The sequence below is a fragment of the Hydrogenophaga sp. FG152 genome, from assembly GCF_057809615.1.
Genome location: NZ_JBMDKH010000014.1, coordinates 41,552 through 64,442 on the forward strand (window position 1 = coordinate 41,552; position 22,891 = coordinate 64,442).

Genomic DNA, 22,891 nt, shown 5'->3' on the forward strand with positions numbered 1-22,891 from the left:
CCGTGTCGACCGCCAGTACCCACGTGCCCCTGGCCGAGCGCCTGCGCCCGCGCACGCTGGCCGAGGTGATCGGCCAGCAGCACATGCTGGGCGAGGGCATGGCCTTGCGGCTGGCTTTCGAATCGGGCCAGCCGCACAGCTGCATTCTCTGGGGCCCACCGGGCGTGGGCAAGACCACCATCGCCCGCCTGATGGCCGACGCGTTCGACGCGCAGTTCCTCACCATCAGCGCGGTGCTGGGCGGCGTCAAGGACATCCGCGAGGCCGTGGAGCGGGCCGAGGTGGCGCGCAGCGGCCTCTCGCCCCAGCGCACCATCCTGTTCGTGGACGAGGTGCACCGCTTCAACAAGAGCCAGCAGGACGCCTTCCTGCCGCACGTGGAAAGTGGCTTGTTCACCTTCATCGGCGCCACCACCGAAAACCCCTCTTTCGAGGTGAACTCGGCGTTGCTCTCGCGGGCGGCCGTTTACGTGCTGCGGCCTTTGTCGGAAGACGATCTGCGTCAGATCGTGGTCAAGGCCCAGGCGATCGACGCGGTGCCGGCCATCGAATCGACCGCCGTGGACCGACTCATCGCCTACGCCGACGGTGATGCGCGCCGCCTGCTCAACACACTGGAGACCCTGGCGGTGGCGGCCGGGCGGGAAAAACTCGCCGAGGTGAGCGATGCCTGGCTGCTCAAGGTGCTGGGCGAGCGGATGCGCCGCTACGACAAGGGCGGCGAACAGTTCTACGACACCATCAGCGCCCTGCACAAAAGCGTGCGCGGTTCCGACCCCGATGCCGCCCTGTACTGGTTCGTGCGCATGCTCGACGGGGGCGCTGAACCCCGGTACATGGCCCGCCGCTTCATCCGCATGGCCAGCGAGGACATCGGCCTGGCCGATCCCCGCGCCCTGCGCCTGGCCCTGGACGCCGCCGAGGTGTACGAACGCCTGGGCAGTCCAGAGGGCGAGCTGGCCCTGGCCGAGTGCGTGGTTTACCTGGCGGTGGCACCCAAATCCAACGCGGTCTACAAGGCCTTCAACGAAGCCAAGGCCTTTGTGAAGAAGGACGGCACCCGCCCCGTGCCCATGCACCTGCGCAACGCGCCGACCAAGCTCATGAAGTCGCTGGACTATGGCAAGGGCTACCGCTACGCGCACGACGAAGAGGGCGGTTTTGCGGCCGGTGAACGCTATCTGCCCGATGGCATGGCCGACCCGGGCTTCTACCGCCCGGTCGACCGTGGGCTCGAGTTGCGCATCGCCGATAAGCTGCGCGAGCTCAAGAAACTCAACAATCAAAAAGACTAATGCACTGCCAATCGCGCTGATGCGGTCTGGGGAGTTGCACCTAAAACAAGGGTAAACCCGCGTCCGCTAAGGGCTTACACGCATGTGGGCCCCAAAAGCCCCTCATTACAATCCGTCCACCAACCCGCAGTCGGTCCTGTTTCAAGGTCATGTCTGGCGGGTTTTTTGCTAGGTTGAAACGGGCCGGCGCCACAAGCGCTTCCCGGCCTGTCACAAAACACGGAGAAACATTCATGGAAGTTTTGCTGCAGCAGATCATCAACGGTCTGGTGTTGGGCAGTATGTATGCGCTGGTGGCACTGGGGTACACCATGGTGTACGGCATCATCGGACTGATCAACTTCGCGCACGGCGACGTGCTGATGGTGGGGGCCCTCACCAGCTGGACGGTCATCGGCTGGATGACCAGTGCGTCCACCGGACTGCCGACCTGGGTGGTCCTCCTGCTCGCCACCGTCATCGCGATGGTGGTCTGCGCCACGCTCAACTTCACCATCGAGAAACTGGCCTACCGGCCGCTGCGCAATTCCAATCGACTCGCGCCCCTGATCACCGCCATCGGCATGTCGCTGCTCCTGCAGACCTTCGCCATGATCATCTGGGCGCCGAACCCGAAGTCCTACCCCTCCATGCTGTCGCGCGAACCGATCGCGTTCGGTGGCGCGGTGATTTCGGTGACGCAGGTCGTCATCCTGGCCACCACGGCGGTCACGCTGGCTTTCCTGATGTGGCTGGTCAACCGCACCAATCTGGGCCGCGCCATGCGGGCCACGGCCGAGAACCCGCGTGTGGCCGCGCTCATGGGCATCAAGCCCGACGTGGTCATCTCTGCCACCTTCATCATCGGCGCCATGCTCGCGGCCATTGCCGGCGTGATGTGGGCCTCCAACTACGGCACGGTGCAGCACGCCATGGGCTTCATGCCCGGCCTCAAGGCCTTCGTGGCCGCGGTGATGGGCGGCATCGGCAACCTCGCTGGTGCGGTGGTCGGGGGCATTGCGCTCGGCTTGATCGAATCCCTGGGTGCCGGCTACCTCGGCAAGCTCACCGGTGGGGTGCTGGGCAGCCAGTACACCGACATCTTCGCCTTCATCGTGCTGGCCATCGTGCTCACGCTGCGTCCCTCGGGGCTGCTGGGTGAACGTGTGGCGGACCGTGCCTGACCGTCCGGGAGAAACACCATGATGAACACCAAAACCGGCAAGCTGATCGTCTTCCTGATCGCGGCGGTGGCCTTGCTGCTGCTGCCCATCATCCTGCAATCCACCGGCAGCAACTCCTGGGTGCGCATTGTCGATATCGCGCTCATGTACGTGCTGCTGGCCCTCGGCCTGAATATCGTGGTCGGCTACGCCGGCCTCCTGGACCTGGGCTACATCGCGTTCTTCGCGGTGGGGGCCTATGTGTTTGCCTTGCTGGGCTCGCCCCACCTCGCCGACACCTTCCCGGCCATCAAGGCCATGTTCCCCAACGGCCTGCACTACAACATCTGGCTGGTGATGATCCTGGCGGCGGCGATTGCGGGGGTGGTCGGCATGATCCTGGGGGCACCCACGCTCAAGCTGCGCGGCGACTACCTCGCCATCATCACCCTGGGCTTCGGCGAGATCATCCGCATCTTCCTGCTGAACATGGACCGCCCGTTGAACATCACCAACGGTCCCAAGGGCATCAGCCAGATCGACACCATCTCCGTGTTCGGCCTCGACCTCGGCAAGCGCCTGACCATCGGCGACTACACCTTCCAGCCGGTCACGCTGTACTACTACCTGTTCCTGTTCTTCGTGGTGCTGGCCATCGTCATCTCCTACCGTCTGCAGGATTCGCGCATCGGCCGCGCCTGGATGGCCATTCGTGAAGACGAGATCGCCGCCAAGGCCATGGGCCTGAACACCCGCAACCTCAAGCTGCTGGCCTTTGGCATGGGCGCGTCCTTCGGTGGCGTGTCCGGCGTGCTGTTCGCCTCGTTCCAGCGCTTCGTTTCGCCCGAGTCCTTCTCGCTGATGGAGTCGGTGATGGTGGTGGCCATGGTGGTGCTGGGCGGCATCGGGCACATCCCGGGCGTGGTGCTGGGTGCCCTGTTGCTGGCGGGCCTGCCCGAGGTGTTGCGCCATGTGGCACACCCGCTGACCGAACTGACGGGTGGTCGCCTTGGCCCTGAGATCCTGCGCCAACTGCTCATCGCGCTGGCCATGGTGGTCGTGATGCTGCTCCGCCCCAGAGGCTTGTGGCCCTCGCCAGAGCACGGCAAGTCCCTGACCAAGTAAGCGGAGCATTCACATGAGCGACACCATTCTCAAAGTGGCGAATGTTTCCAAGCGCTTTGGGGGCCTGCAGGCCCTGAGCGATGTGGGCATCGAAATCAAGCGCGGTCAGGTCTATGGCCTGATCGGCCCCAACGGCGCCGGCAAGACGACCTTCTTCAACGTGCTGACCGGGCTGTACACGCCCGACAGCGGTTCCTTCGAACTCGCTGGCAAGCCCTACACGCCCAGCGCGGTGCACGAGGTGGCCAAGGCCGGCATCGCCCGCACCTTCCAGAACATCCGGCTGTTCGCCGAGATGACGGCGCTGGAAAACGTCATGGTCGGGCGCCACGTGCGCACCCATTCGGGCCTGATCGGTGCCGTGCTGCGCACGCCCGGTTTCAAGCGCGAAGAGGCCGCGATCACGGCGCGCGCGCGCGAGTTGCTGGCCTATGTGGGCATCGAGAAGTTCGCCGACTACAAGTCGCGCACGCTGAGTTACGGCGACCAGCGCCGCCTGGAAATCGCGCGCGCCCTGGCGACCGACCCGCAGCTGATCGCGCTGGACGAACCGGCCGCCGGCATGAACGCCACCGAAAAGGTGCAGCTGCGCGAGCTGATCGACCGCATCCGCAAGGACAACCGCACCATCCTGCTGATCGAGCACGACGTGAAGCTGGTGATGGGCCTGTGCGACCGTGTGACCGTGCTCGACTACGGCAAGCAGCTCGCCTCCGGCTCACCGGCCGACGTGCAGAAGGACCCCAAGGTGATCGAGGCCTACCTCGGCACCGGCGGCCACTGATCAAGGATTGACGCAAATGGCAAACACACTCCTCAAAGTCAGCGGTCTGAAGGTCGCGTACGGCGGCATCAAGGCCGTCAAGGGCATCGATCTCGAGGTGCGCGAGGGCGAGCTGATCTCGCTCATCGGCTCCAACGGCGCCGGCAAGACCACCACCATGAAGGCCGTCACCGGTTCGCTCGCCTACGAGGCCGGCGACATCGAGTACCTGGGCCAGAGCATCAAGGGCAAGGGCGCCTGGGATCTCGTGAAGCAGGGCCTGGCCATGGTGCCGGAAGGCCGTGGCGTGTTCACCCGCATGACCATCACCGAGAACCTGCAGATGGGCGCCTACATCCGCAAGGACAAGGCCGGCATCGCGCAGGACATCGAGAAGATGTTCGGTATCTTCCCGCGCCTGCGCGAACGCAAGGACCAGCTGGCCGGCACGATGAGCGGTGGCGAGCAGCAGATGCTGGCCATGGCGCGCGCGCTCATGAGCCAGCCCAAGGTGCTGCTGCTTGACGAGCCGTCCATGGGCCTCTCGCCCATCATGGTGGACAAGATCTTCGAGGTCGTGCGCGACGTCTCCGCCCAGGGCGTGACCATCCTGCTGGTGGAGCAGAACGCCCGCCGAGCGCTGCAGATCGCCGACCGCGGCTACGTGATGGATTCGGGCGAAATCATCATGACCGGCGTGGGACGCGACATGCTCGACGACCCCAAGGTTCGCGCTGCCTATCTCGGCGAATAACGCGAATTCGGCCCGGATCGGGCCGAAAACTACAATCATGGGTTGCGCACCTCGGTGCCCAACCCATTTTTCATTCATGACCCAAGCCCAAACCCCCCCCACCGCCGAGACCGGTGCGCCTGCGGCGCACGACGACAACCAGCTCATCGCCGAACGCCGCGAGAAGCTCAAGGCGCTGCGCGAGGCGCAGAAAAAGGGCCAGGGGGTGGCGTTTCCCAACGACTTCAAACCCGCCGACAAGGCGGCCGACCTGTTCGCCCGCTATGGCGAGACCACCAAGGAAGCGCTGGAGGCCGAGCCGGTGCGCGCCAGTGTGGCCGGGCGCATGATGCTCAAGCGCGTGATGGGCAAGGCCAGCTTCGCCACGCTGCAGGACGCGTCCTTTGGCCCGTCGGGTGGCCGCATCCAGATCTACGTCAACAACGACGGCGTGGGCGAGGCGCAGCACAGCGCCTTCAAGCACTGGGACCTGGGCGACATCATCGCGGTCGAGGGCGTGCTCATGCGCACCCGCACCGGCGAACTCACCATCCAGGCCGACCGCATTCGCCTGATCACCAAGAGCCTGCGCCCGCTGCCCGACAAGTTCCACGGCATCGCCGACCAGGAAATCAAGTACCGCCAGCGCTACGTGGACCTGATGACCGACGAAACCGCCCGCAAGCGTTTTGTCGCGCGCAGCCAGGCCCTGGCCAGCATCCGCGACTTCATGGTGAGCCACGGCTTCCTCGAGGTGGAAACGCCCATGCTGCACCCGATCCCGGGCGGGGCCAACGCCAAGCCGTTCAAGACCCACCACAACGCGCTGGACCAGGAGATGTTCCTGCGCATCGCGCCCGAGCTCTACCTCAAGCGCCTGCTGGTGGGTGGCTTCGACCGCGTGTTCGAGATCAACCGCAACTTCCGAAACGAAGGCATCAGCGTCCGCCACAACCCCGAGTTCACCATGATGGAGTTCTACGCGGCGTACTGGAACTACCAGGACCTGATGGACTTCAACGAGGAACTCATCCGCCACGTGGTGCGCCGGGTGCGAGGTGACGAGCCGCTGACCTACCAGGGCCAGCCGGTGGACATCCTGTCGCCCTTCGAACGCCTGACGATCCGTGAAGCCATCGTCAAGTACACCGAGGCGGGCGACAGCGTGGACGATGCCGCCTGGCTTCTCGCGCAGCTCAAGAAGCTCGGCCTGAGCGAGGAGAAGCACCAGCTCTCCAGCCGCAGCCTGCCCAGCCTGCAGGTGCTGTACTTCGAAGAGAAGGTCGAAGACAAGCTCTGGAACCCGACCTTCATCATGGACCACCCGACCGAGATCTCGCCGCTGGCGCGCGCCAACGACGCGAACCCCGCGGTCACCGAGCGCTTCGAGCTCTACATCACCGGGCGCGAATTCGGCAACGCCTTCTCCGAGCTCAACGATGCGGAAGACCAGGCCGCACGCTTCCAGGCGCAGGCCTCGGCCAAGGACGGGGGTGACGAGGAGGCCATGTTCTACGACGCGGACTACATCCGCGCGCTGGAGTACGGCATGCCGCCCGCCGGTGGGTGTGGCATCGGCATCGACCGCCTGATGATGCTGCTGACCGACAGTCCCAGCATCCGCGACGTGATCCTCTTCCCCGCGCTGCGCCGCGAGGGCTGATCAGAAGTTCAGTTTCAGGATCGCCTTGCGCGGGTCCTTGCGCAGGGCGTCCAGCGCCTGGCGCAGCCAGTCCAGGTGCGCCTGGGCGTCCTGCTGAAGTTCGGGCGTGGGATCGGGCAGCAGCGCCACGACGATCTTGAACTTCAGCGTGGTGCCCACGGGCAGTTGCACCGAGGGGCGCAGGCCGCCCGCGATGATGCTGGTGGCCGCAGCCAGGGCCTGCGCCTCGCGCACCGGCCCTTCCATCAACAGCGCCAGGGTGCTGTCGTCGACCCGGCTTGCCGTGTCCACGTCGCGCGCCACCGAGCGCAGCAGCGAGCCGGTGATCACCAGCGCGCGGTCGGCCACCTCGCGGCCGTGCTGCTCGGCAAACCAGCCGTGGTTGTCCAGGCCGATGAGCAGCAGCGCGCTCTGGTGCCCGTAGCGCTGGGCCCGCACCACGCTGTCGTGCAGCCGCAGCATGAAGTTGTGCCGGTTCGTGAGGCCGGTGAGCGGCTCGGTCAGGGCCAGTGCGCGGGCGCGGGCCTGGGCCTCGTGCTGCAGGGAAGAGCGCTGGAGCAGGCCGTAGATCAGCAAGGGCGCCTCGAGGGCGGCGGCGATCACCATGCCGTACTGCGACAGGAAACCCGATGAGATCAGGCCGACGTTGCGCATCACCGGCAGTGCCCCGGCCAGCAGCACCGGCAGCATGCCCAGCGCGATCCAGCGCACCCAGCGGTCGCCCGTGCGCCAGGCCGCCCAGAGCATGGCATAGACCAACGCGAGCGTGGCCGCGGAGGCGGCGGTCACGGCCTGCAGGCTGCCATGGGTCGGGTGCAACGTGTCCCACAGAATCAAGCCCGCCAGAACCGCGGGCAGCGCCAGGGCGGAGCGGTCCAGCCAGCGACCAATGCGCCTGGGTTGAACCACTTGCCGCACAAACAGCAGACCGAAAACCGCCGCCATCGGCATCAGCACGAACTCGGCCAATCCGTTCCAGTGCGCCGAGTTCGGCCAGAGGAACTGGCCAGCCACACCCAGCGACGCGGCCATGGCCAGCCCGAGGACTGTGATGTAGATGGCATAGGCGGCAAAGCTGGTGTCCCGGAACACCAGTGCATTGGCCACCGCGGTCGCGGTGAGCAGCAACGCCATGCCGAAGTACGCGCCCAGCAGAAACTGCTGGTGGATGCGCAGCTCGCGCAAGGTGTGGTGGTCGTGAATCTGCAGCGTGCCGGAGAACGGCACGCGGGCGTGTTCGATGCGCACCCAGTAGGTCACGACAGCGTCGGTGCGGGGGTCGAGCGAGAACACCGGGTAGCGGTCGGGAAAGGCCCAGTGGCTCACCGCGAGGCGGTCACCGGCGTGTTGCGCTTTCCATTCGCCATTGGACAGCCGGTGGTAGAGGCTGATGCGGTCGGTGCCCGAGCGCGCCAGTTCCAGCTCCCAGCGCGAATGGTCGCCGCGAGCCTGGGCATCGAAGCGAATCCACAGCGCGCCGCCGTCTGGAAGGAGGAGGCGGTGTTCGGCGCTGCGCACCGCAAACGGCAGTTGGTCCTGTTGGGCTTCCACCTCCTGCACCGTCAGCTGGCCGCCGGTATCCACCCAGTACAGGCTGCGCTGGGCCAGGGGTACGCTGGGTTGTGTGCCGTCGAGCACCACAGGCGGCAGCTCGGCGGCCACGGCGCGCAGGACAGGAAAAAGGGAGAAGAAGGCCAGCGCCAGCCAGGCGGCCAGCCTGCGAGCGCAACGAATCCCGGGCGTCGCGCCCTTCCACAAAACGTCAGACATCCCCCGATTGTGTCGCCTGTGACATGGGCCGAAGGTGACGCAGGTCCGGCGACGGGCACCGTTCGTAAAAAAGAAGCCCCGGGGTCGCGAAACCGCCGGGGCCGTGGTGGCAAGGGGAGCCGTGGATCAGGCGAACGCAGCCAGCGCCTTGCGCATCTTCTTCATGGCCGCCACCTCGATCTGGCGCACGCGTTCGGCGCTCACGCCGTACTCAGCCGCCAGCTCGTGCAGCGTCATGCCGCCGGAACCGTCGTCGTTCACCTTGAGCCAGCGCTCGTTCACGATGCGGCGCGAGCGTTCGTCGAGCTCGCTCATGGCGCGCGCCACGCCTTCGGTGGCCAGCGCATCGCGCTGGGCCGATTCGAGCACCGCCGTGGGTTCGTGGGTGGCGTCCGCCAGGTAGGCGATGGGGCCGAAGCTGTCTTCGCCGTCGTCGCCCGGGGCCGGGTCCAGCACCACGTCGCCGCCGGAGAGGCGCGTTTCCATTTCGCGCACTTCTTCCGGTTTCACGTTCAGTTCGCGGGCCATCACGCCCACTTCGCCGTCGGACAGCACCTCGCGGTGGGTGTCGCCATCGAGCGCATCGGCGCGGAAGCCCTGCTTGCGCGAGCGCAGGTTGAAGAACAGCTTGCGCTGGGCCTTGGTGGTGGCCAGCTTGACCATGCGCCAGTTCTTCAGGATGTACTCGTGGATCTCGGCCTTGATCCAGTGCATGGCGTAGCTCACCAGGCGCACGCCCTGGTCGGGGTCGAAGCGCTTGACGGCCTTCATCAGACCGACGTTGCCTTCCTGGATCAGGTCGCCGTGGGGCAGGCCGTAGCCCAGGTACTGGCGCGAGATCGACACCACCAGGCGCAGATGGGACATCACCAGCTGGCCGGCGGCATCCAGGTCGTTGTCGTCGCGCAGGCGGCGGGCGGCCTGCTGCTCCTGCTCCAGCGTGAGCAGCGGCAGGCGGTTGACCGCGGAAATGTAGGCGTCCAGGTTGCCCAGGGGCGGTACGAGCGCCCAGGGATTCGCCACGGCGATCGAGCCGGTGGTGGCGGTGGCAACAGGAGCTAGCGTGTGGGACATGTGAACCCTCCTCAGGTGTCTGCGAAGCATGTTAGCACTCTCTATGAGTGAGTGCTAAAGCCAAAGTTCCATGCCCTGCCCGGCCCGTGGTTTCTGGCCGCCACCGGTCGAAGCGCCCTGGAAAGCCCGTTAATTGAAAACTTTTGAATCAAAAACAGGTTGTTTTCAGGGTGGTTTCCCGCTTCAGACCTTCCCTCCCTCTACCATGGCGCGCCCGGCCGCAGACTGAAAGGACCCCCAGGAATGACACCGCGACAGCTCAGGTATTTTTTGCGCATCGCTGAACTGGGCAGCTTCAGCCGCGCCGCGGCGGTCCTGTTTGTCGCCCAGCCGGCGCTCTCGCGCCAGATCAAGCAGCTGGAGGAGGAGCTCGGGGTGACCCTTTTCGTGCGCTCGGACAGCGGGGCCCGCTTGACCGAGGCCGGCGAGCTGATGGCCAGCCGCTCGCGCGAACTGCTGCAGTACATGGAGAACCTCCGCAGCGACGTCGGTGCGCTGGCCGTCAGCGTGCAGGGCCAGTTCTGCTTCGGCATGCCACCATCGCTGTGCGATCTGATGACGGTGCCGCTGATGGAGCAGTACCACCGCCAGTACCCGGCGGTGCGCCTGTCGATCACCGAGGGCATCAGCTCCTCCATCTACCAGCAGGTGCTGGCCGGTGATCTGGACGCCGGCATCGTGTCGTCCACCGAATCCATGCGCGGTCTGGAGTCCCGCTCGCTCATCACCGAGCCGCTGGTTTTGGCGCATCCGAGAGGGATGGCTATCGAGCGGCGGCCGGATGGCTCGGTCGAACTCGAACAGGTGGTCCAGCATCCCCTCGCGCTGACGCGCTCGCCCAACGCCATGCGCGTCATCCTGGACGAGGAGCTCAAGCGCAGCGGGCTGAAGGTCAAGCTGCTGTTCGAGAGCAATTCGACGCGGCTGCTGGTGAAGACGGTCTCGCGCGGCCTCGGGTGCACCGTCAACCCGTACAGCGCCATGCACGACGAGCATCGGGCGGGCGCGATCTCGCTCGCGCCGGTGCACGGCCTGAATGTCACCTGGTCGTTGATCTACTCGCGTGAACGCAGCATGCCCGCGGCCGGGCAGAAGCTGGTCGAACTCTTCCACGGCATCGCGCAGCGGCACATGGCCGCAGGCGACTGGCCGGGCGCGGTTCAGGTTTAGGTCCGATGCCTATTTGATATTGGTGATCGCCAGGCAAACCCAATAGTCTCCGGGCCTGCACCGCCGTTCCCGACGGTGCGGTTCGACCACAGGAGACTCGATGAACACGACAACGAAACCCACCCCCAAGGTGGTGCCCTCCAACACGCCGTCGCGCCACCTCAAGCGGGCCGACCTCGATGCCATGGCCGCCAAGGTGTCCAACTGGGGGCGTTGGGGTCCCGACGACGAGATCGGCACCCTCAATCATGTGAAGCCGTCCGACCTGGTCGGCGCCGCCGGCCTGATCAGAAAGGGCAAGGCGATCTCGCTGGGCCTGGACTTCAACTTCCGGGGCCCGCAATCGGGCTGGGGCGGCCGCTTCAACCCGATTCACTCCATGCTCGCGACGGGGACCGACGCCGTCGCCGGCAACCAGGACCACCTGGGACTGCGCTACGCCGACGACATGGTGACCATGCCCCTGCAGTGCGGCACGCAATGGGACGCGCTTGGTCACATCTTCTACGGCGACAAGATGTGGAACGGCTATGACGCCACGCTGGTCGATGCCACGGGCGCGAAGAAGAACGGCATCGAGAAGACGCGCGACAAGATGGTCGGCCGGGGGGTGCTGCTCGACGTGGCCCGGTTCAAGGGCGGCGACTCGCTCGCGCCCGGCTACGGCATCAGCAGCCAGGACCTGGACGACTGCGCGAAGGCCCAGGGGGTCGAGATCCGTCCGGGCGATTTCGTGATCGTGCGGACCGGCCACATGGAGCACTGCCTGGACGCCGACGACTGGGGAGGCTACGCCGGCGGCGATGCCCCCGGCCTGCGTTTCGAGACCTGCGAATGGATCCACCGCAAGGACATTGCCGCCATCTGTTTCGACACCTGGGGCTGCGAAGTCCGCCCGAACGAAAGCATGGAAATCGGTCAGCCCTGGCACTGGGTGGTGATTCCCATGATCGGCATCACCATGGGCGAGATCTTCAACGTGCGCGAACTCGCCCAGGACTGCCTGGCCGACGGCGTCTACGAGTTCTTCTTCTGCGCGCCGTCGCTGCCGATCACCGGCGCGGTGGGCTCTCCCATCAATCCCATTGCCATCAAGTAAAGGACGAAGCCGAATGGCCGCCAAACAGAACAAAGTCATCGTCACCTGCGCGGTGACGGGTTCGATCCACACGCCGTCGATGTCGCCGCACCTGCCGGTCACCGCGTCGGAGATCGAAGAAGCCGCCGTCGGTGCCGCCGAGGCCGGCGCCTCCATCGTGCACCTTCACGCGCGCCACCCGGTCGACGGTCGCCCCTCGCAGGACCCGGACCTGTTCATGAAATTCCTGCCGGCGATCCGCGAGCGCTCGAATGTGGTCATCAACCTCACCACCGGTGGTGCACCGAACATGCTGGTGGAAGAGCGCCTGCAACCCGCGCTCAAGCTCAAGCCCGAAGTGGCCTCGCTGAACATGGGCTCGATGAACTTCGGCCTGTACCCGATGCTGAACCGGTTCAAGGAGTTCCAGCACGACTGGGAGCGCCCCTACCTGGAGGGGTCGGACGACCGGGTGTTCAAGAACACCTTCCGCGACATCAAGTACATCCTCGAGTCCTGCGCCGACAACCACACGCGTTTCGAGATCGAGTGCTACGACATCGGTCACCTGTACACCGCGGCCCACTTCATGGACCGCGGCATCGTCAAGGGCCCGCTGCTGATCCAGTCGGTGTTCGGCCTGCTGGGCGGCATCGGCCCGCACCCCGAAGACGTGATGCAGATGAAGCGCACGGCCGATCGCCTGTTCGGTTCGGACTACTACTGGTCGGTGCTGGGCGCGGGGCGCAACCAGATGCCTATCGCGACCATGGCCGCCGCCATGGGCGGCAACGTGCGCGTGGGCCTGGAGGATTCGCTGTGGGAGGGACCGGGCCAACTCTCGCGCAGCAACGCCGAACAGGTCAAGCGCATCGTCATGGTGCTCCAGGCGCTGAACCTGGAGGTGGCGACGCCCGACGAGACGCGCCAGATGCTGCAGCTCAAGGGCGCGGACCAGGTCGGTTTCTGATTCCCCGGGGGCGCGCCGTGCGTGCGCCCACCACAACCATGGAGACAACATGTTCAAGATTTCAACTCTGCGGCCGTGGCTGATCGCGCCCGTGCTGCTCGTCGCGGCGGCGCAGGCCCTGGCGCAAGGCGCGGCGGCCTACCCGAACAAGCCCATCCGCATCATCGTGCCGTTCGCGGCGGGCATCTCGCCCGATGTCGTGGCGCGCATCCTGGGCGACAAGCTGGCCCAGGCCTGGGGACAGCCGGTGGTCATCGACAACAAGCCCGGCGCGTCCGGGATGATCGGCGCCGAGGCGGCGGCCAAGAGCGCGCCGGACGGCTATACCCTGCTGATGTCGGTGACCGCCATCATGTCGATGAACCCGCACATCTACTCGAAGATGGGCTACGACCCGCTGAAGGACTTCAAGCCGGTGTCGCACATCCTCAACGTGCCCTTCGTCGTCATCGCGGCGCCGAACAAGCCGATCTCCAGCATGGCGGACCTGATCGGCGCGGCGAAGAAGGACCCCGGCGCGATCGACTACGCCAGTCTGGGCGCCGGCTCGCATTCGCACGTGGCGGTGGAGTGGCTCATGAACCAGACCGGCATCAAGCTCAACCACGTTCCCTACAAGGCCAGCCCCTCGGCCGATGTCATGAGCGGCATGGTGTCCCTGTATTTCGACCCCATCGTCACCGCCATTCCGCTGGTGGCTGCGCAGAAGGTGAAGGCGCTGGCCATCTCGACCTTGCAGCGTTCGCCGGCCTTGCCCAACGTGCCAGCGATCTCGGAGACCGTGCCGGGCTTCGACACCTATGCCTTCCAGGGCATCTATGCCCCGGCGGGCACGCCTGATGCGATCGTCAACAAGCTCAACGCCGAGCTGGTCCGGATCGTCAGGCTGCCCGATGTGCAGAAGAAGCTCACCGACTTCGGCTACCTGCCCGTGGGCAGCAGCGTCGAGGCGTTCAAGAAGCTGGGCGAAGAGGACCATGCGCGCTACGGCAAGGTGATCCGCGACAACGGCATCCGCCTGGACTGAGCCCCGGCGCCTGCGGCAAGGCGACGGCAAAGGCGACGACAATCGGTCCATGCCCATTGCCATCAATTCCGACGAAGTGCTCACCCCACCCGTGGCCGCAGCCACCGTGATGGTGGTCCGGGACGGGCCCACTGGCCTGGAGGTCTTGCTTGTGCGCCGACACGGCAATTCGGGCGTGCTCGGCGGCGTGCATGTCTTCCCGGGTGGCAAGCTGGATGCGGCCGACCGGCAGACCGACCCAGCGGCGCTGGACCGACCCGCCACCGCCTGCCTCGCTGGCCTGTGCGAGCCCGCGCTGGACGCCGACACCGCGCTGGGCCTGCACGTGGCCGCACTGCGCGAGACCTTCGAGGAATGCGGCCTGCTGCTGGGCCAGGCGAACGGCGCCAGGCACGTGCAGCCCGTGCGCGAGCAGACGGCCACCGGCACGGCGTTCGCCGCTGCCCTGCAGGCCCAGGGCCTGCCCATCCCCACCGCCTGTGTGCTGCCCTGGTCGCGCTGGGTCACGCCGCGCGTGCCTTCGGTGACCAACAAGCGCTTCGACACGCGCTTCTTCGTGGCCGTGGCACCCGATGACCAGACGGTGGAACACTGCGCCCACGAGGCGACGGAGGCCGTGTGGCTTTCGCCGCGCACTGGCCTGGAGCGCTACTGGGCCGGCGAGATCGACCTGGCACCGCCGCAGATCATGAGCCTGAGCGAGCTCAGCCGGCTGGCCGACGTGGCGCAGGTGCTGGCCGCCGCCCGCAGCCGCCCGCCCTCGCTGATCGAGCCTGAGCCCTTCGATGAAGACGGGCGGCGCGTGATCTGCTACCCCGGCGACCCGAGGCACAGCATCGCCACCCGGGTCTGGCCCGGCCCGACGCGCCTGCTGCACCGCAACCACCGCTTCGAGCCCGAAAACGGCCTGGCCGCGCTGCTGGGCTGAATGGCAGGAACTCGCCTCCCCGAAAACCATCGAAACGGCTTGAGCCACCGAACAGGAGCTGTCCATGCGTTTGCGCTTGTGGTGTTGGATCGGTGCGGCCTTCCTGAGCGCGTGCGCCGGCTACGGACCGACGGCCGACATGGCCGGCCAGAACCGCGACCAGGTCGTGGCTCGGATGGGCCCGCCGGAAACCACGCGCCAGATCGACGGGGGCACCCGGCTGGAATATCCCCGGGGCCCTTATGGCCTGCACACCTGGTTCGTGGACCTCGATGCCTCGGGCCGCGTGGTCCGCTCGGAGCAGGTGCTGACCGAGGCGCGTTTCACCCAGATCAACCCCGGCATGAGCGCCGACGAGGTTCGCGCCTGGCTGGGGCGCCCGGGCGAGGTGCAAGGACTGGGGCGGGAGCGCGGCATGGTCTGGAGCTACCGCTTCGTGAACCCGTTCTGCCGCTGGTTCCAGGTCGAGATCTCCCTGGAGAACGTGGTGCGCTCAGCGGGTTATGGCGAGCCGCCGGAGTGCGTCCGACGGGAGCCGGTGTTCAACCGTTGACCGTGCCGAAGCGATAGACCGTGGTGGCGCGGTATGGCCGGCCGGGCGCCACGGTGTTCTGCGGCAGCGCCGGGCAGTTGGGGGCGTTGGGAAAATGCTGGGGCTCCAGGCAGACGGCCGATCGGGGCCGGTGCCGCACGCCCCACTTGCCGAGGTCGGGGCGTTCCGCCACCCCGAGCTGGCCGGCGGTGTACACCTGCAGCAGCGGTTCGGTGGTCCACACGTCCAGGGTGCGGCCGCTGATGTCGCTGCGCAGTTGCGCGCACAGGCGTGCGGCGGATGGGGGCTGGGGTTCCAGCACGTAGCTCAGGTCGATGTCGGGCAATTCACCCAGCACCTGAGCCGTGCGCAGGTCCTGCGGGTGGCCGTCGAGCGGCACCCGGTTCCCTGTGGCGATGCCGTCCGCCCCGGTGGCCAGCACCTCGCGCGAGCCGGGCACCTGCAGCACGTGGCCGTCGATGCGCTGGCCCTGATCCACACCATCGAGGTTGAAGTAGATGTGGCTGGTGAAGCTCGCGGGGCCCGGTGCGTCGAGCGCGGTGGCCGTGTGGTCGAGCACCAGGGCGTTGTCGTCGTCGAGCCGGTAGGTCAGCTGCAGGTCCAGGGTGCCAGGGAAACCGTCCTCGGCGGTGAGGAAGCGGTGGTGCAACTGCAGGGTCTGGGCGTCGGTCTGCGTGGCGTCGAACACGCGGTGGCGCGAGCCGCGCGGCCCGCCGTGGATGCAGTGCGCGCCCGCGTTGGGCGTAAGGTGGTGCTCCTGCCCATCGAGCGTGAAGCGCGCGCCGCCGATGCGCCCGGCGTAGCGGCCCACGAAGGCGCCCATGGAGGGCGAGCCGGTGATCACGTCGGCCAGTTGGTCGTAGCCCAGCGCCACGTCGTCCAGCACGCCCGAGCGGTCGGGCACCACGATCTGCAGCACCTTGGCCCCGAGGTTGGTGATGGCCACCACCATGCCGCGCGCATTGCGCAGGAAGAAGAGGGCGGTGGGCCGGCCGCCCACTTCGCCTTGGAAGCGCGCGGGGTCGAGCAGGTGGGGAAAAGGGGCGGGGTTCATCGGCCCTATTGTGGGCCGAGCGCGTGAATCAGCTCACCCAGGCGCTCGCGCTCGGCGGGCTGCAGGTCGGTGAGCGGCGCGCGCACCGGGCCGGCGCCGCGGCCCACGAGTTGCGCGCCGGCTTTCACGATGCTCACCGCGTAGCCCGCGCCCTTGTTGCGGATGTCGAGGTAGGGCATGAAGAAGGACTTCAGCAGGCGGTGCTGCGTGGCGTGGTCGTCGCGGCGCACCGCCTCGTAGAAGGCCATCGCCGTCTTCGGGATGAAGTTGAACACCGCCGACGAGTACACCGGGGTGCCCAGCGCCTTGTAGGCCGCCGCGTACACCTCGGCCGTGGGCAGGCCGCCCAGGTAGGAGAAACGATCGCCCATCTTCAGGTAGATCGACATCATGAGCTCGATGTCCCCGATGCCGTCCTTGAAGCCGATCAGGTTGGGGCAGCGCTCGGCCAGGATGGCGAGCGAGTCGGGCGTGAGCTTGCAGACGTTGCGGTTGTAGACGATCACGCCGAAGTCCACACTCTTGCAGACCTGCTCCACGTGGGCGATCAGGCCGGCCTGGCTGGCTTCGGTCAGGTAGTGCGGCAACAGCAGCACGCCGTGCGCGCCCAGGCGCTCGGCCTCCTGCGCGTGCGCGATGGCGGTGCGGGTGGGCCCGCCCGCGCCCGCGATGATGGGCACCTTGCCCCGGCAGGTCGTGACCGCGGTGCGGATCACTTCGCTGTACTCGCCACCCGAGAGCGAGAAGTACTCGCCCGTGCCCCCAGCCGCAAACAAGGCGCTGGCACCGTAGGGCGCGAGCCACTCCAGGCGCGCGGCATAGCCTTTCGGATCGAAATCGCCTTGCGTGTCGAAGTCGGTCACCGGGAACGACAGCAGGCCGCTGCCGACGATGGATTTGAGTTCCTGAGGGTTCACGGGCGGGCTCAGTCCAGTTTGATGTTGGCCTCGGCGACCACCGCGCCCCAGCGCTTGCGCTCGGCGTCGAAGAAGCGGTCCTGCTCGGCAGACTGCATGGTCACCACTTCGGCGCCCTGGCCGGTCAGCCGGGCACGCACGTCGGGGCTGCGGATGGCCTTGATCAGCTCCGCGTTCAGCCGCGCGATGAGCGCAGGTGGCGTGCCGTTGGCGACCAGCACCCCTTGCCATGTGCCGGATTCAAAATCCTTCACGCCTTGCTCGGCCAGCGTCGGTACCTCGCCCACGAGCGGCATGCGCGTTTTCTTGGAGATGCCGAGCACCTTGAGCCGGCCACTCTGCACGTGGGGCAGCGTGGCCAGCATGCCGTTCATGATGACCTGGGTCTGGCCGGCCACCGTGTCGGTCACGGCCTGCGAGCCGCCCTTGTAGGGCACGTAGGTCCATTTGGCGCCGGTGGCGCGCTCCACCGCCACGCCGGCCACGTGCGGTGCGCTGCCCACGGCTGTCACCGCGAAGTTCAGGTCGGTGGTCTTGGACAGGGCCACCAGTTCCTTGAGGTTGTTGGCCTTGACGGAGGGGTGCACGGCCAGCATGTGCGGCGAGTACGCCAGCATGGTCACGCCGCGCAGGTCCTTGCTCGGGTCGAACGAGAGCTTGGTGTAGACCGCCGGGCTGATGGCCAGCGCGCCCACGTCGCACAGCAGCACGGTGTGGCCGTCGGGCGCGGATTTCGCCACCAGATCGGCCCCCAGGTTGCCATTGGCGCCGGGCCGGTTCTCCACGATCACCGGCTGCCCCAGGCTGTCGGAGAGCGGCTGGCTGATGGCGCGCGCGATGATGTCCGAGGAGCCACCCGGCGGGTAGGGCACGATGATCTTCAGCGGCTTGTTCGGAAAGCTCTGCGCGTGCGCGGCGGGCAGGCCGGCCACGGCGAGCGCGGCGGACGAGGCGAGCAGCTGTCGGCGGTTGATGGACATGGTGATCTCTCCTTGAAAGGTTTACTTGACCAGGCCGGGCAGCCAGAGCGAGAACGCGGGCACGTAGGTGACCAGCATCAGGCAGATGCCCAGCGCGCCGTAGAACGGTGCGATGGTGCGCATCACCTGGCCGACCGAGATGCCACCGATGGCGCAGCCCACGAACTGCACCGAACCCACCGGCGGGGTGTTGAGACCGAGCGCGCAGTTGATCAGCATCACGATGCCGAACTGCGTCGGATCCATGCCGAACTGCATCGCGATCGGCATGAAGATCGGCGTGCAGATCAGGATGGTGGCCGCCATGTCCAGGAAGGTGCCGAGCACGAACAGCAGCAGGTTGATCATGAGGAAGATCACCCAGGGCTTGTCCGACACCGACTTCATGAGTTCGCCGGTGAGCTGCGGCACTTCGTAGAGCGCCATGAAATAGCCGAAGGCGGCCGAGATGCCGATCAGCAGCAGCACCACGCCGGTGGTCTTGCAGGCCTTGGCGCAGGCTTTCAGGAAGTTGTGCCAGGACAGCGTGCGGTACACCAGCACGGTGATGGCCAATGCCCAGGCCACCGCGATGGAGGCCGACTCGGTGGCGGTGAACGCGCCCGAGAGAATGCCGGCGAGGATGATCACGATCACCAGCAGGCCCGGCAGCGCGGCGCCGAAGGCGCGCAGCACCTCACCCCAGCCGGGGAACTTGCCGTGCGTGGGGTAACCGCGCTTGACGGCCACGTAGTAGGCCGCGCCCAGGTTGCAGACCGTGAGGATCAGCGCCGGGATCAGGCCGGCCAGGATCAGGCTGAGCACGCTCACCGAGGCGATGCCCGAGGTGGCCAGCGTGAAGATGATCATGTTGTGCGAGGTCGGCATGATGGCGCCGACCAGCGAGGCGTGGGTGGTGACGTTGACCGCGTAGTCCGCGTCGTAACCCTCCTTCTTCATCAGCGGGATCATCACCGAGCCGATGGCCGAGACGTCGGCCAGCGGCGAGCCCGCCACGCCGCCGAACAGCGTGCAGCCCACCACGTTGCTCATGCCCAGGCCGCCGCGCACGTGGCCCACCAGGCTGTTGGCGAAGCGCACGATGCGGTCGGCGATGCCGCCGTACAGCATCAGCTCGCCCGCGAACACGAAGAAGGGGATGGCCAGGAAGCTGAACACCTGCATGCCGCCGACCATCTTCTGGAACACCACCGCCACCGGCAGGCCGGCCACGAGGATGGTGGCGACCGAGGACAGGCCGATGGCGAAGGCCACTGGCACGCCGAGAATCAGGAACAGGGTGAAGCTCAACCCCAGGACAGTCAGTTCCATGCGGGCTCCACGAGGGTGCCGCGGATCAGCGCGACGATGTGTTCGATCGAGAACAGCACGATGAGCGCGCCGGCGATCACGATGGGCAGGTAGTCGATGCCGTCGGGCACCGGCAGCATGGGTTTCTTCTCGCCCCACTTGGCGGTCATCCACAGCCAGCCGCTTTGCACCATGAGCGCGCCGAAGATCGCCACCAGGGTGTGGATCACGTACTCGATGCGGCGCTGCCAGCGCAGGGGCAGCAGGCTCACCAGCGACTCCAGGCCGATGTGGCCCGCGTCGCGCACGCCCACGGCCAGGCCGAAGGCGGTGACGAAAAGCACCAGCAGCATGGCCAGGGCCTCGGCCCAGGTGGGCGTGTCGTTGAAGACGTAGCGGCCGATCACCTGCCACTGCACGCACAGGACGACCGCGATCAGCCCGGCCACGGCCAGCATCAGGCACAGCTTGGACAAGCCGGCACACAATTTGGTGAACATGGGAAACCTTGCTCCCCCGCCCGCCGGAGCGGACGAGGGCTGGAGGAGTGGGATGAAAAAAGAGGACGCCGTTTACTTGGTGTCCTGGATCGCCTTGACCAGGCGCTTCATGTCCGGCGTGGTCATGAACTTCTCGTACACCGGGCCCATCACGGCCTGGAAGGACTTCTTGTCGACCTCGACGATCTCGGCGCCGGCGGCCTTCACGTTGGCGAGCGACTTGGCCTCCTGTTCGTCCCACTTCTGGCGCTCGAACGCGACCGACTCCTTGGCGGCGGCGCGGATCATGTCCTGTTCCGCCTTGGGCAGCTTGTCGTAGACCACCTTGGACATCACCAGGATCTCGGGCGCCATCGAGTGCTCGGTCTTGGAATAGATCTTCACGGCCTCGACGTGCTTGGCGGTGTCGAACGAGGGGATGTTGTTCTCAGCGGCGTCGATCAGGCCAGTCTTCAGGCCGGTGTAGACCTCGCCATACGGCATGGGCGTGGCGTTGGCGCCCATGGCGCTGACGAGCGCCACCCACAGGTCGGACTGCTGCACGCGGATCTTCAGGCCCTTGGCGTCGGCCACGGTCTTGATCGGTTTCTTGGCGTAGATGGAGCGCGCGCCGCTGTCGTAGAAGGCCAGGCCGATGAAGCCGGCCGACTCGCAGCTCTTGAGGATCTCGTCGCCCACCGGGCCGTCCAGCGACTTGCGCATGTGCGCGATGGAGCTGAACAGGAAAGGCATGGTCGGCACCTGCGTCAGCGGGCAGATGGCGTTCATCGGGCCCACGTTGACGCGCGTGAAGTCCAGCGCGCCGATCTTCACCTGGTCGATCGTTTCCTTCTCGCTGCCCAGCGCCTGCTTGTTGAAGACCTTGATCTTGTGCTTGCCGCCGCTCTTCCTCTCCAGCAGCTCGCTCATGTATTTCACGGCGGCCACGGTGGGGTAGTCGTCGGCGTTGTGCGTGTCGGCCGAGCGGAACTCGGTGGCCTGGGCCGCGAAGGCGGCACAGGCGGCCACGATGGTCAGGAGGGGTTTGATGTTCATGTCGTCCTCAGCGCTTTCGGTTGGGTGGTTGAAAACAGGGGCTTGGGCCTGGGGCCTCTTGTGGGAATGCAGGGCTCAGAAAATCGTGCACGCGGGCTCGGGCAACCCGCGCACGCCGGGGCGCAGCGCGAACACGCCGCCCGCCAGCGGTTGGTCGGACAGGTCGCCACCGGGCCGGATCGAGGTGACGAACAAGGTGTCGAGCCCGCTGCCGCCGAAGGCGCACATGGCCGGCTTCTTGACCGGCACGGCCAGCGATCGGTCGAGCCGGCCGCCGGGCGTGAAGCGGTGCACCAGGCCGGCGTCGTTGCCGCAGATCCAGTAACCGCCGTCTTCGTCCACCGCCGCGCCATCGGGCCGGCCGGGCAGGGCCTTCATGTCGACCCAGGCGCGCGGGTGGTGCGGCGTGCCGCTGTCGGTGTCGTACTCGTAGGCCCAGATGGCCTGCACGCTGGGGTGCGAGTCCGAGAGGTACATGGTCTTGCCATCGGGGCTGAAGGCCATGCCGTTGGGCGTGATGAAGCCGCCCTGGAGCGCGCGCAGCGCGGCGCCGTCGAAGGCATACAGGCTGCCCGCGGGCGCGGCCAGCGACATGTCCATCACCATGGTGCCCGCGCGCAGGCGGCCCTGGCGGTCGCAGCGGCCGTCGTTGAAGCGCATGCCGCCCTGCGGGTGCCGCACGCTGGCGCGTGCTTCCTGGGTCAGTTCGCCGTCGTCCTGCGGCGTGAGCACCGCCACGCCGCTTTCCATGGCGGCCACCCAGCGGCCGTGTGGCGTCGCTTCGCTGCCGGCGGCCAATGCCATGCAGCCGGCCATCTCGGGCGTGGCCCATTGCCGCGATTGCCCGGTGGCCGCGTTCCAGCACCAGAGCGCGCGGCCGGGGATGTCCAGCCAGAACAGGGACTGGCGCTGCGCGTCCCACACCGGGCTCTCGCCCACGCCGTTGCGCGCGTCGAGGACGAGTTCGGCCTGTGTGGTCATGGTGGCTGTGCCGTTCAGAACGGGCCGGCCTTGACGAAGCCGCCGCCCTGGTAGATCGCGGCGGGGTCGTTCAGGTCGGGTGCGCTGGTGCGCGCGAAGACGGCCTCGCGGAACACGTCCGAAGTGTCTCGGGGCACGTAGCCCACGTGGCGCGCGCGGCTGTTGTCCCACCAGGTCACGGCGTTGTCGGACATGCCGAACACGATGCTGTGGCCCAGCACCGGCGTGCTCAGGCAGGCGCTGATGAGGCGGTGCAGGTCGTCGAAGCTCAACCAGGTGGCGAGCATGCGCCGGTCCTTGGGTTCGGGGAACGAGGAGCCGATGCGCACGCAGGCGGTCTCGATGCCGTGGCGGTCGAAGTACAGGCGCGCCAGGTCTTCACCGAAGGCCTTGCTCAGGCCGTAGAAGCCGTCGGGGCGAGCCGGGTGGTCGGCGTGAATGGTCTCGCTCTGCTTGTAGAAGCCGGTCACGTGGTTGGAACTGGCGAACACGATGCGCTTGACGCCGTGCCGCCGTGCGGCCTCGTACAGGTGGTACGCGCCGAGGATGTTGGCCTGCAGGATGGATGCGAAGGGCGCCTCCACCGAGATGCCGCCCATGTGCACGATGGCGTCGCAGCCCCGCACCATGGCATCGACCTCGTCCGCATTGGCGAGGTCGGCCAACGCGATTTCCTCACCGGTCCTGGCGGCGCCGAGATCGGCGCGGTCCGACAGGCGCAGCACCTCGCAGTTGCGTTTGAGGCGCTCGCGCAGTGCGGTGCCCAGGCCGCCGGCGGCGCCGGTGAGGAGCAGGCGGTGGTGGGTTTTGAGAATGACGTCCATGGTGTGTGCGGTCTTGTCT

The 22,891-nt window shown here is 66.9% G+C and carries 22 protein-coding genes; 12 read left to right on the forward strand and 10 right to left on the reverse strand.

Going from position 1 to position 22,891, the window contains the following annotated elements; all coding sequences use genetic code 11:
• Positions 1-2: 2 nt before the first annotated feature.
• From ACODTB_RS16920 to lysS, 6 genes are all read left to right on the forward strand, one after another.
• Positions 3-1,295 (forward strand): replication-associated recombination protein A, encoded by a 1,293-nt coding sequence (locus ACODTB_RS16920; protein ID WP_291121145.1) that lies wholly within the window; start codon positions 3-5, stop codon positions 1,293-1,295.
• A gap of 233 nt (positions 1,296-1,528) precedes the next feature.
• Positions 1,529-2,458, forward strand: coding sequence for a branched-chain amino acid ABC transporter permease (locus ACODTB_RS16925; RefSeq protein WP_291121143.1), 930 nt, complete (start codon positions 1,529-1,531; stop codon positions 2,456-2,458).
• A gap of 18 nt (positions 2,459-2,476) precedes the next feature.
• A complete protein-coding gene (locus ACODTB_RS16930) occupies positions 2,477-3,562 on the forward strand; it encodes a branched-chain amino acid ABC transporter permease (RefSeq protein ID WP_291121141.1) in 1,086 nt (361 codons plus the stop codon).
• Between the two features lie 13 nt (positions 3,563-3,575).
• Positions 3,576-4,346 carry an ABC transporter ATP-binding protein gene (locus tag ACODTB_RS16935; protein ID WP_291121139.1) on the forward strand — a complete coding sequence of 257 codons (771 nt, stop codon included), beginning with the start codon at positions 3,576-3,578 and terminating at the stop codon, positions 4,344-4,346.
• Positions 4,347-4,362: 16 nt separating this feature from the next.
• A complete protein-coding gene (locus ACODTB_RS16940) occupies positions 4,363-5,079 on the forward strand; it encodes an ABC transporter ATP-binding protein (protein WP_382155199.1) in 717 nt (238 codons plus the stop codon).
• 76 nt (positions 5,080-5,155) lie between these two features.
• Positions 5,156-6,721, forward strand: coding sequence for a lysine--tRNA ligase (gene lysS, locus ACODTB_RS16945; protein ID WP_291121136.1), 1,566 nt, complete (start codon positions 5,156-5,158; stop codon positions 6,719-6,721).
• Here the strand turns inward: lysS and ACODTB_RS16950 are convergent, their stop codons facing one another.
• Positions 6,722-8,491, reverse strand: coding sequence for a 7TM diverse intracellular signaling domain-containing protein (locus tag ACODTB_RS16950; RefSeq protein WP_291121134.1), 1,770 nt, complete (start codon positions 8,489-8,491; stop codon positions 6,722-6,724).
• Positions 8,492-8,617: 126 nt separating this feature from the next.
• Positions 8,618-9,565, reverse strand: a complete 948-nt coding sequence (rpoH, locus tag ACODTB_RS16955; protein ID WP_291121132.1) for an RNA polymerase sigma factor RpoH — start codon at positions 9,563-9,565, stop codon at positions 8,618-8,620.
• A gap of 243 nt (positions 9,566-9,808) precedes the next feature.
• Between rpoH and ACODTB_RS16960 the strand changes: the two genes are divergently transcribed.
• From ACODTB_RS16960 to ACODTB_RS16985, 6 genes are all read left to right on the forward strand, one after another.
• Positions 9,809-10,735 carry a LysR family transcriptional regulator gene (locus tag ACODTB_RS16960; protein WP_488929520.1) on the forward strand — a complete coding sequence of 309 codons (927 nt, stop codon included), beginning with the start codon at positions 9,809-9,811 and terminating at the stop codon, positions 10,733-10,735.
• Positions 10,736-10,835: 100 nt separating this feature from the next.
• Positions 10,836-11,834, forward strand: coding sequence for a cyclase family protein (locus ACODTB_RS16965; RefSeq protein WP_291121128.1), 999 nt, complete (start codon positions 10,836-10,838; stop codon positions 11,832-11,834).
• Positions 11,835-11,847: 13 nt separating this feature from the next.
• Positions 11,848-12,783 carry a 3,5-dioxohexanoate:acetyl-CoA acetone transferase gene (kce, locus tag ACODTB_RS16970; RefSeq protein ID WP_291121126.1) on the forward strand — a complete coding sequence of 312 codons (936 nt, stop codon included), beginning with the start codon at positions 11,848-11,850 and terminating at the stop codon, positions 12,781-12,783.
• Between the two features lie 49 nt (positions 12,784-12,832).
• Complete coding sequence (locus tag ACODTB_RS16975) at positions 12,833-13,810, forward strand: Bug family tripartite tricarboxylate transporter substrate binding protein (protein ID WP_291121125.1); 978 nt, start codon at positions 12,833-12,835, stop codon at positions 13,808-13,810.
• 49 nt (positions 13,811-13,859) lie between these two features.
• Complete coding sequence (locus tag ACODTB_RS16980) at positions 13,860-14,738, forward strand: NUDIX hydrolase (RefSeq protein ID WP_291121123.1); 879 nt, start codon at positions 13,860-13,862, stop codon at positions 14,736-14,738.
• Positions 14,739-14,802: 64 nt separating this feature from the next.
• The gene (locus ACODTB_RS16985) at positions 14,803-15,291 is read left to right on the forward strand and encodes a hypothetical protein (protein ID WP_291121121.1); all 489 of its coding nucleotides are present in this window, start codon (positions 14,803-14,805) and stop codon (positions 15,289-15,291) included.
• Here the strand turns inward: ACODTB_RS16985 and ACODTB_RS16990 are convergent.
• The 8 genes from ACODTB_RS16990 to ACODTB_RS17025 form a co-directional block, all read right to left on the reverse strand.
• Positions 15,281-16,345, reverse strand: a complete 1,065-nt coding sequence (locus tag ACODTB_RS16990) for an aldose epimerase family protein (RefSeq protein ID WP_291121119.1) — start codon at positions 16,343-16,345, stop codon at positions 15,281-15,283. The genes ACODTB_RS16985 and ACODTB_RS16990 overlap by 11 nt on opposite strands.
• Positions 16,346-16,350: 5 nt before the next feature.
• Complete coding sequence (gene kdgD / locus ACODTB_RS16995; RefSeq protein WP_291121117.1) at positions 16,351-17,262, reverse strand: 5-dehydro-4-deoxyglucarate dehydratase; 912 nt, start codon at positions 17,260-17,262, stop codon at positions 16,351-16,353.
• 8 nt (positions 17,263-17,270) lie between these two features.
• On the reverse strand, positions 17,271-18,242 hold the full coding sequence (locus ACODTB_RS17000; RefSeq protein ID WP_488929521.1) for a Bug family tripartite tricarboxylate transporter substrate binding protein: 972 nt from the start codon (positions 18,240-18,242) through the stop codon (positions 17,271-17,273).
• Between the two features lie 21 nt (positions 18,243-18,263).
• On the reverse strand, positions 18,264-19,553 hold the full coding sequence (locus tag ACODTB_RS17005) for a TRAP transporter large permease (protein WP_291121113.1): 1,290 nt from the start codon (positions 19,551-19,553) through the stop codon (positions 18,264-18,266).
• The gene (locus ACODTB_RS17010; RefSeq protein WP_291121111.1) at positions 19,544-20,032 is read right to left on the reverse strand and encodes a TRAP transporter small permease; all 489 of its coding nucleotides are present in this window, start codon (positions 20,030-20,032) and stop codon (positions 19,544-19,546) included. Before ACODTB_RS17010 ends, ACODTB_RS17005 begins: the two co-directional genes overlap by 10 nt.
• Before the next feature lie 72 nt (positions 20,033-20,104).
• Complete coding sequence (locus ACODTB_RS17015) at positions 20,105-21,067, reverse strand: TRAP transporter substrate-binding protein (protein WP_291121109.1); 963 nt, start codon at positions 21,065-21,067, stop codon at positions 20,105-20,107.
• Between the two features lie 75 nt (positions 21,068-21,142).
• Positions 21,143-22,048, reverse strand: coding sequence for an SMP-30/gluconolactonase/LRE family protein (locus tag ACODTB_RS17020; protein WP_291121107.1), 906 nt, complete (start codon positions 22,046-22,048; stop codon positions 21,143-21,145).
• Positions 22,049-22,062: 14 nt separating this feature from the next.
• Positions 22,063-22,872 (reverse strand): NAD-dependent epimerase/dehydratase family protein, encoded by an 810-nt coding sequence (locus ACODTB_RS17025; RefSeq protein WP_291121105.1) that lies wholly within the window; start codon positions 22,870-22,872, stop codon positions 22,063-22,065.
• Positions 22,873-22,891 lie beyond the last annotated feature (19 nt).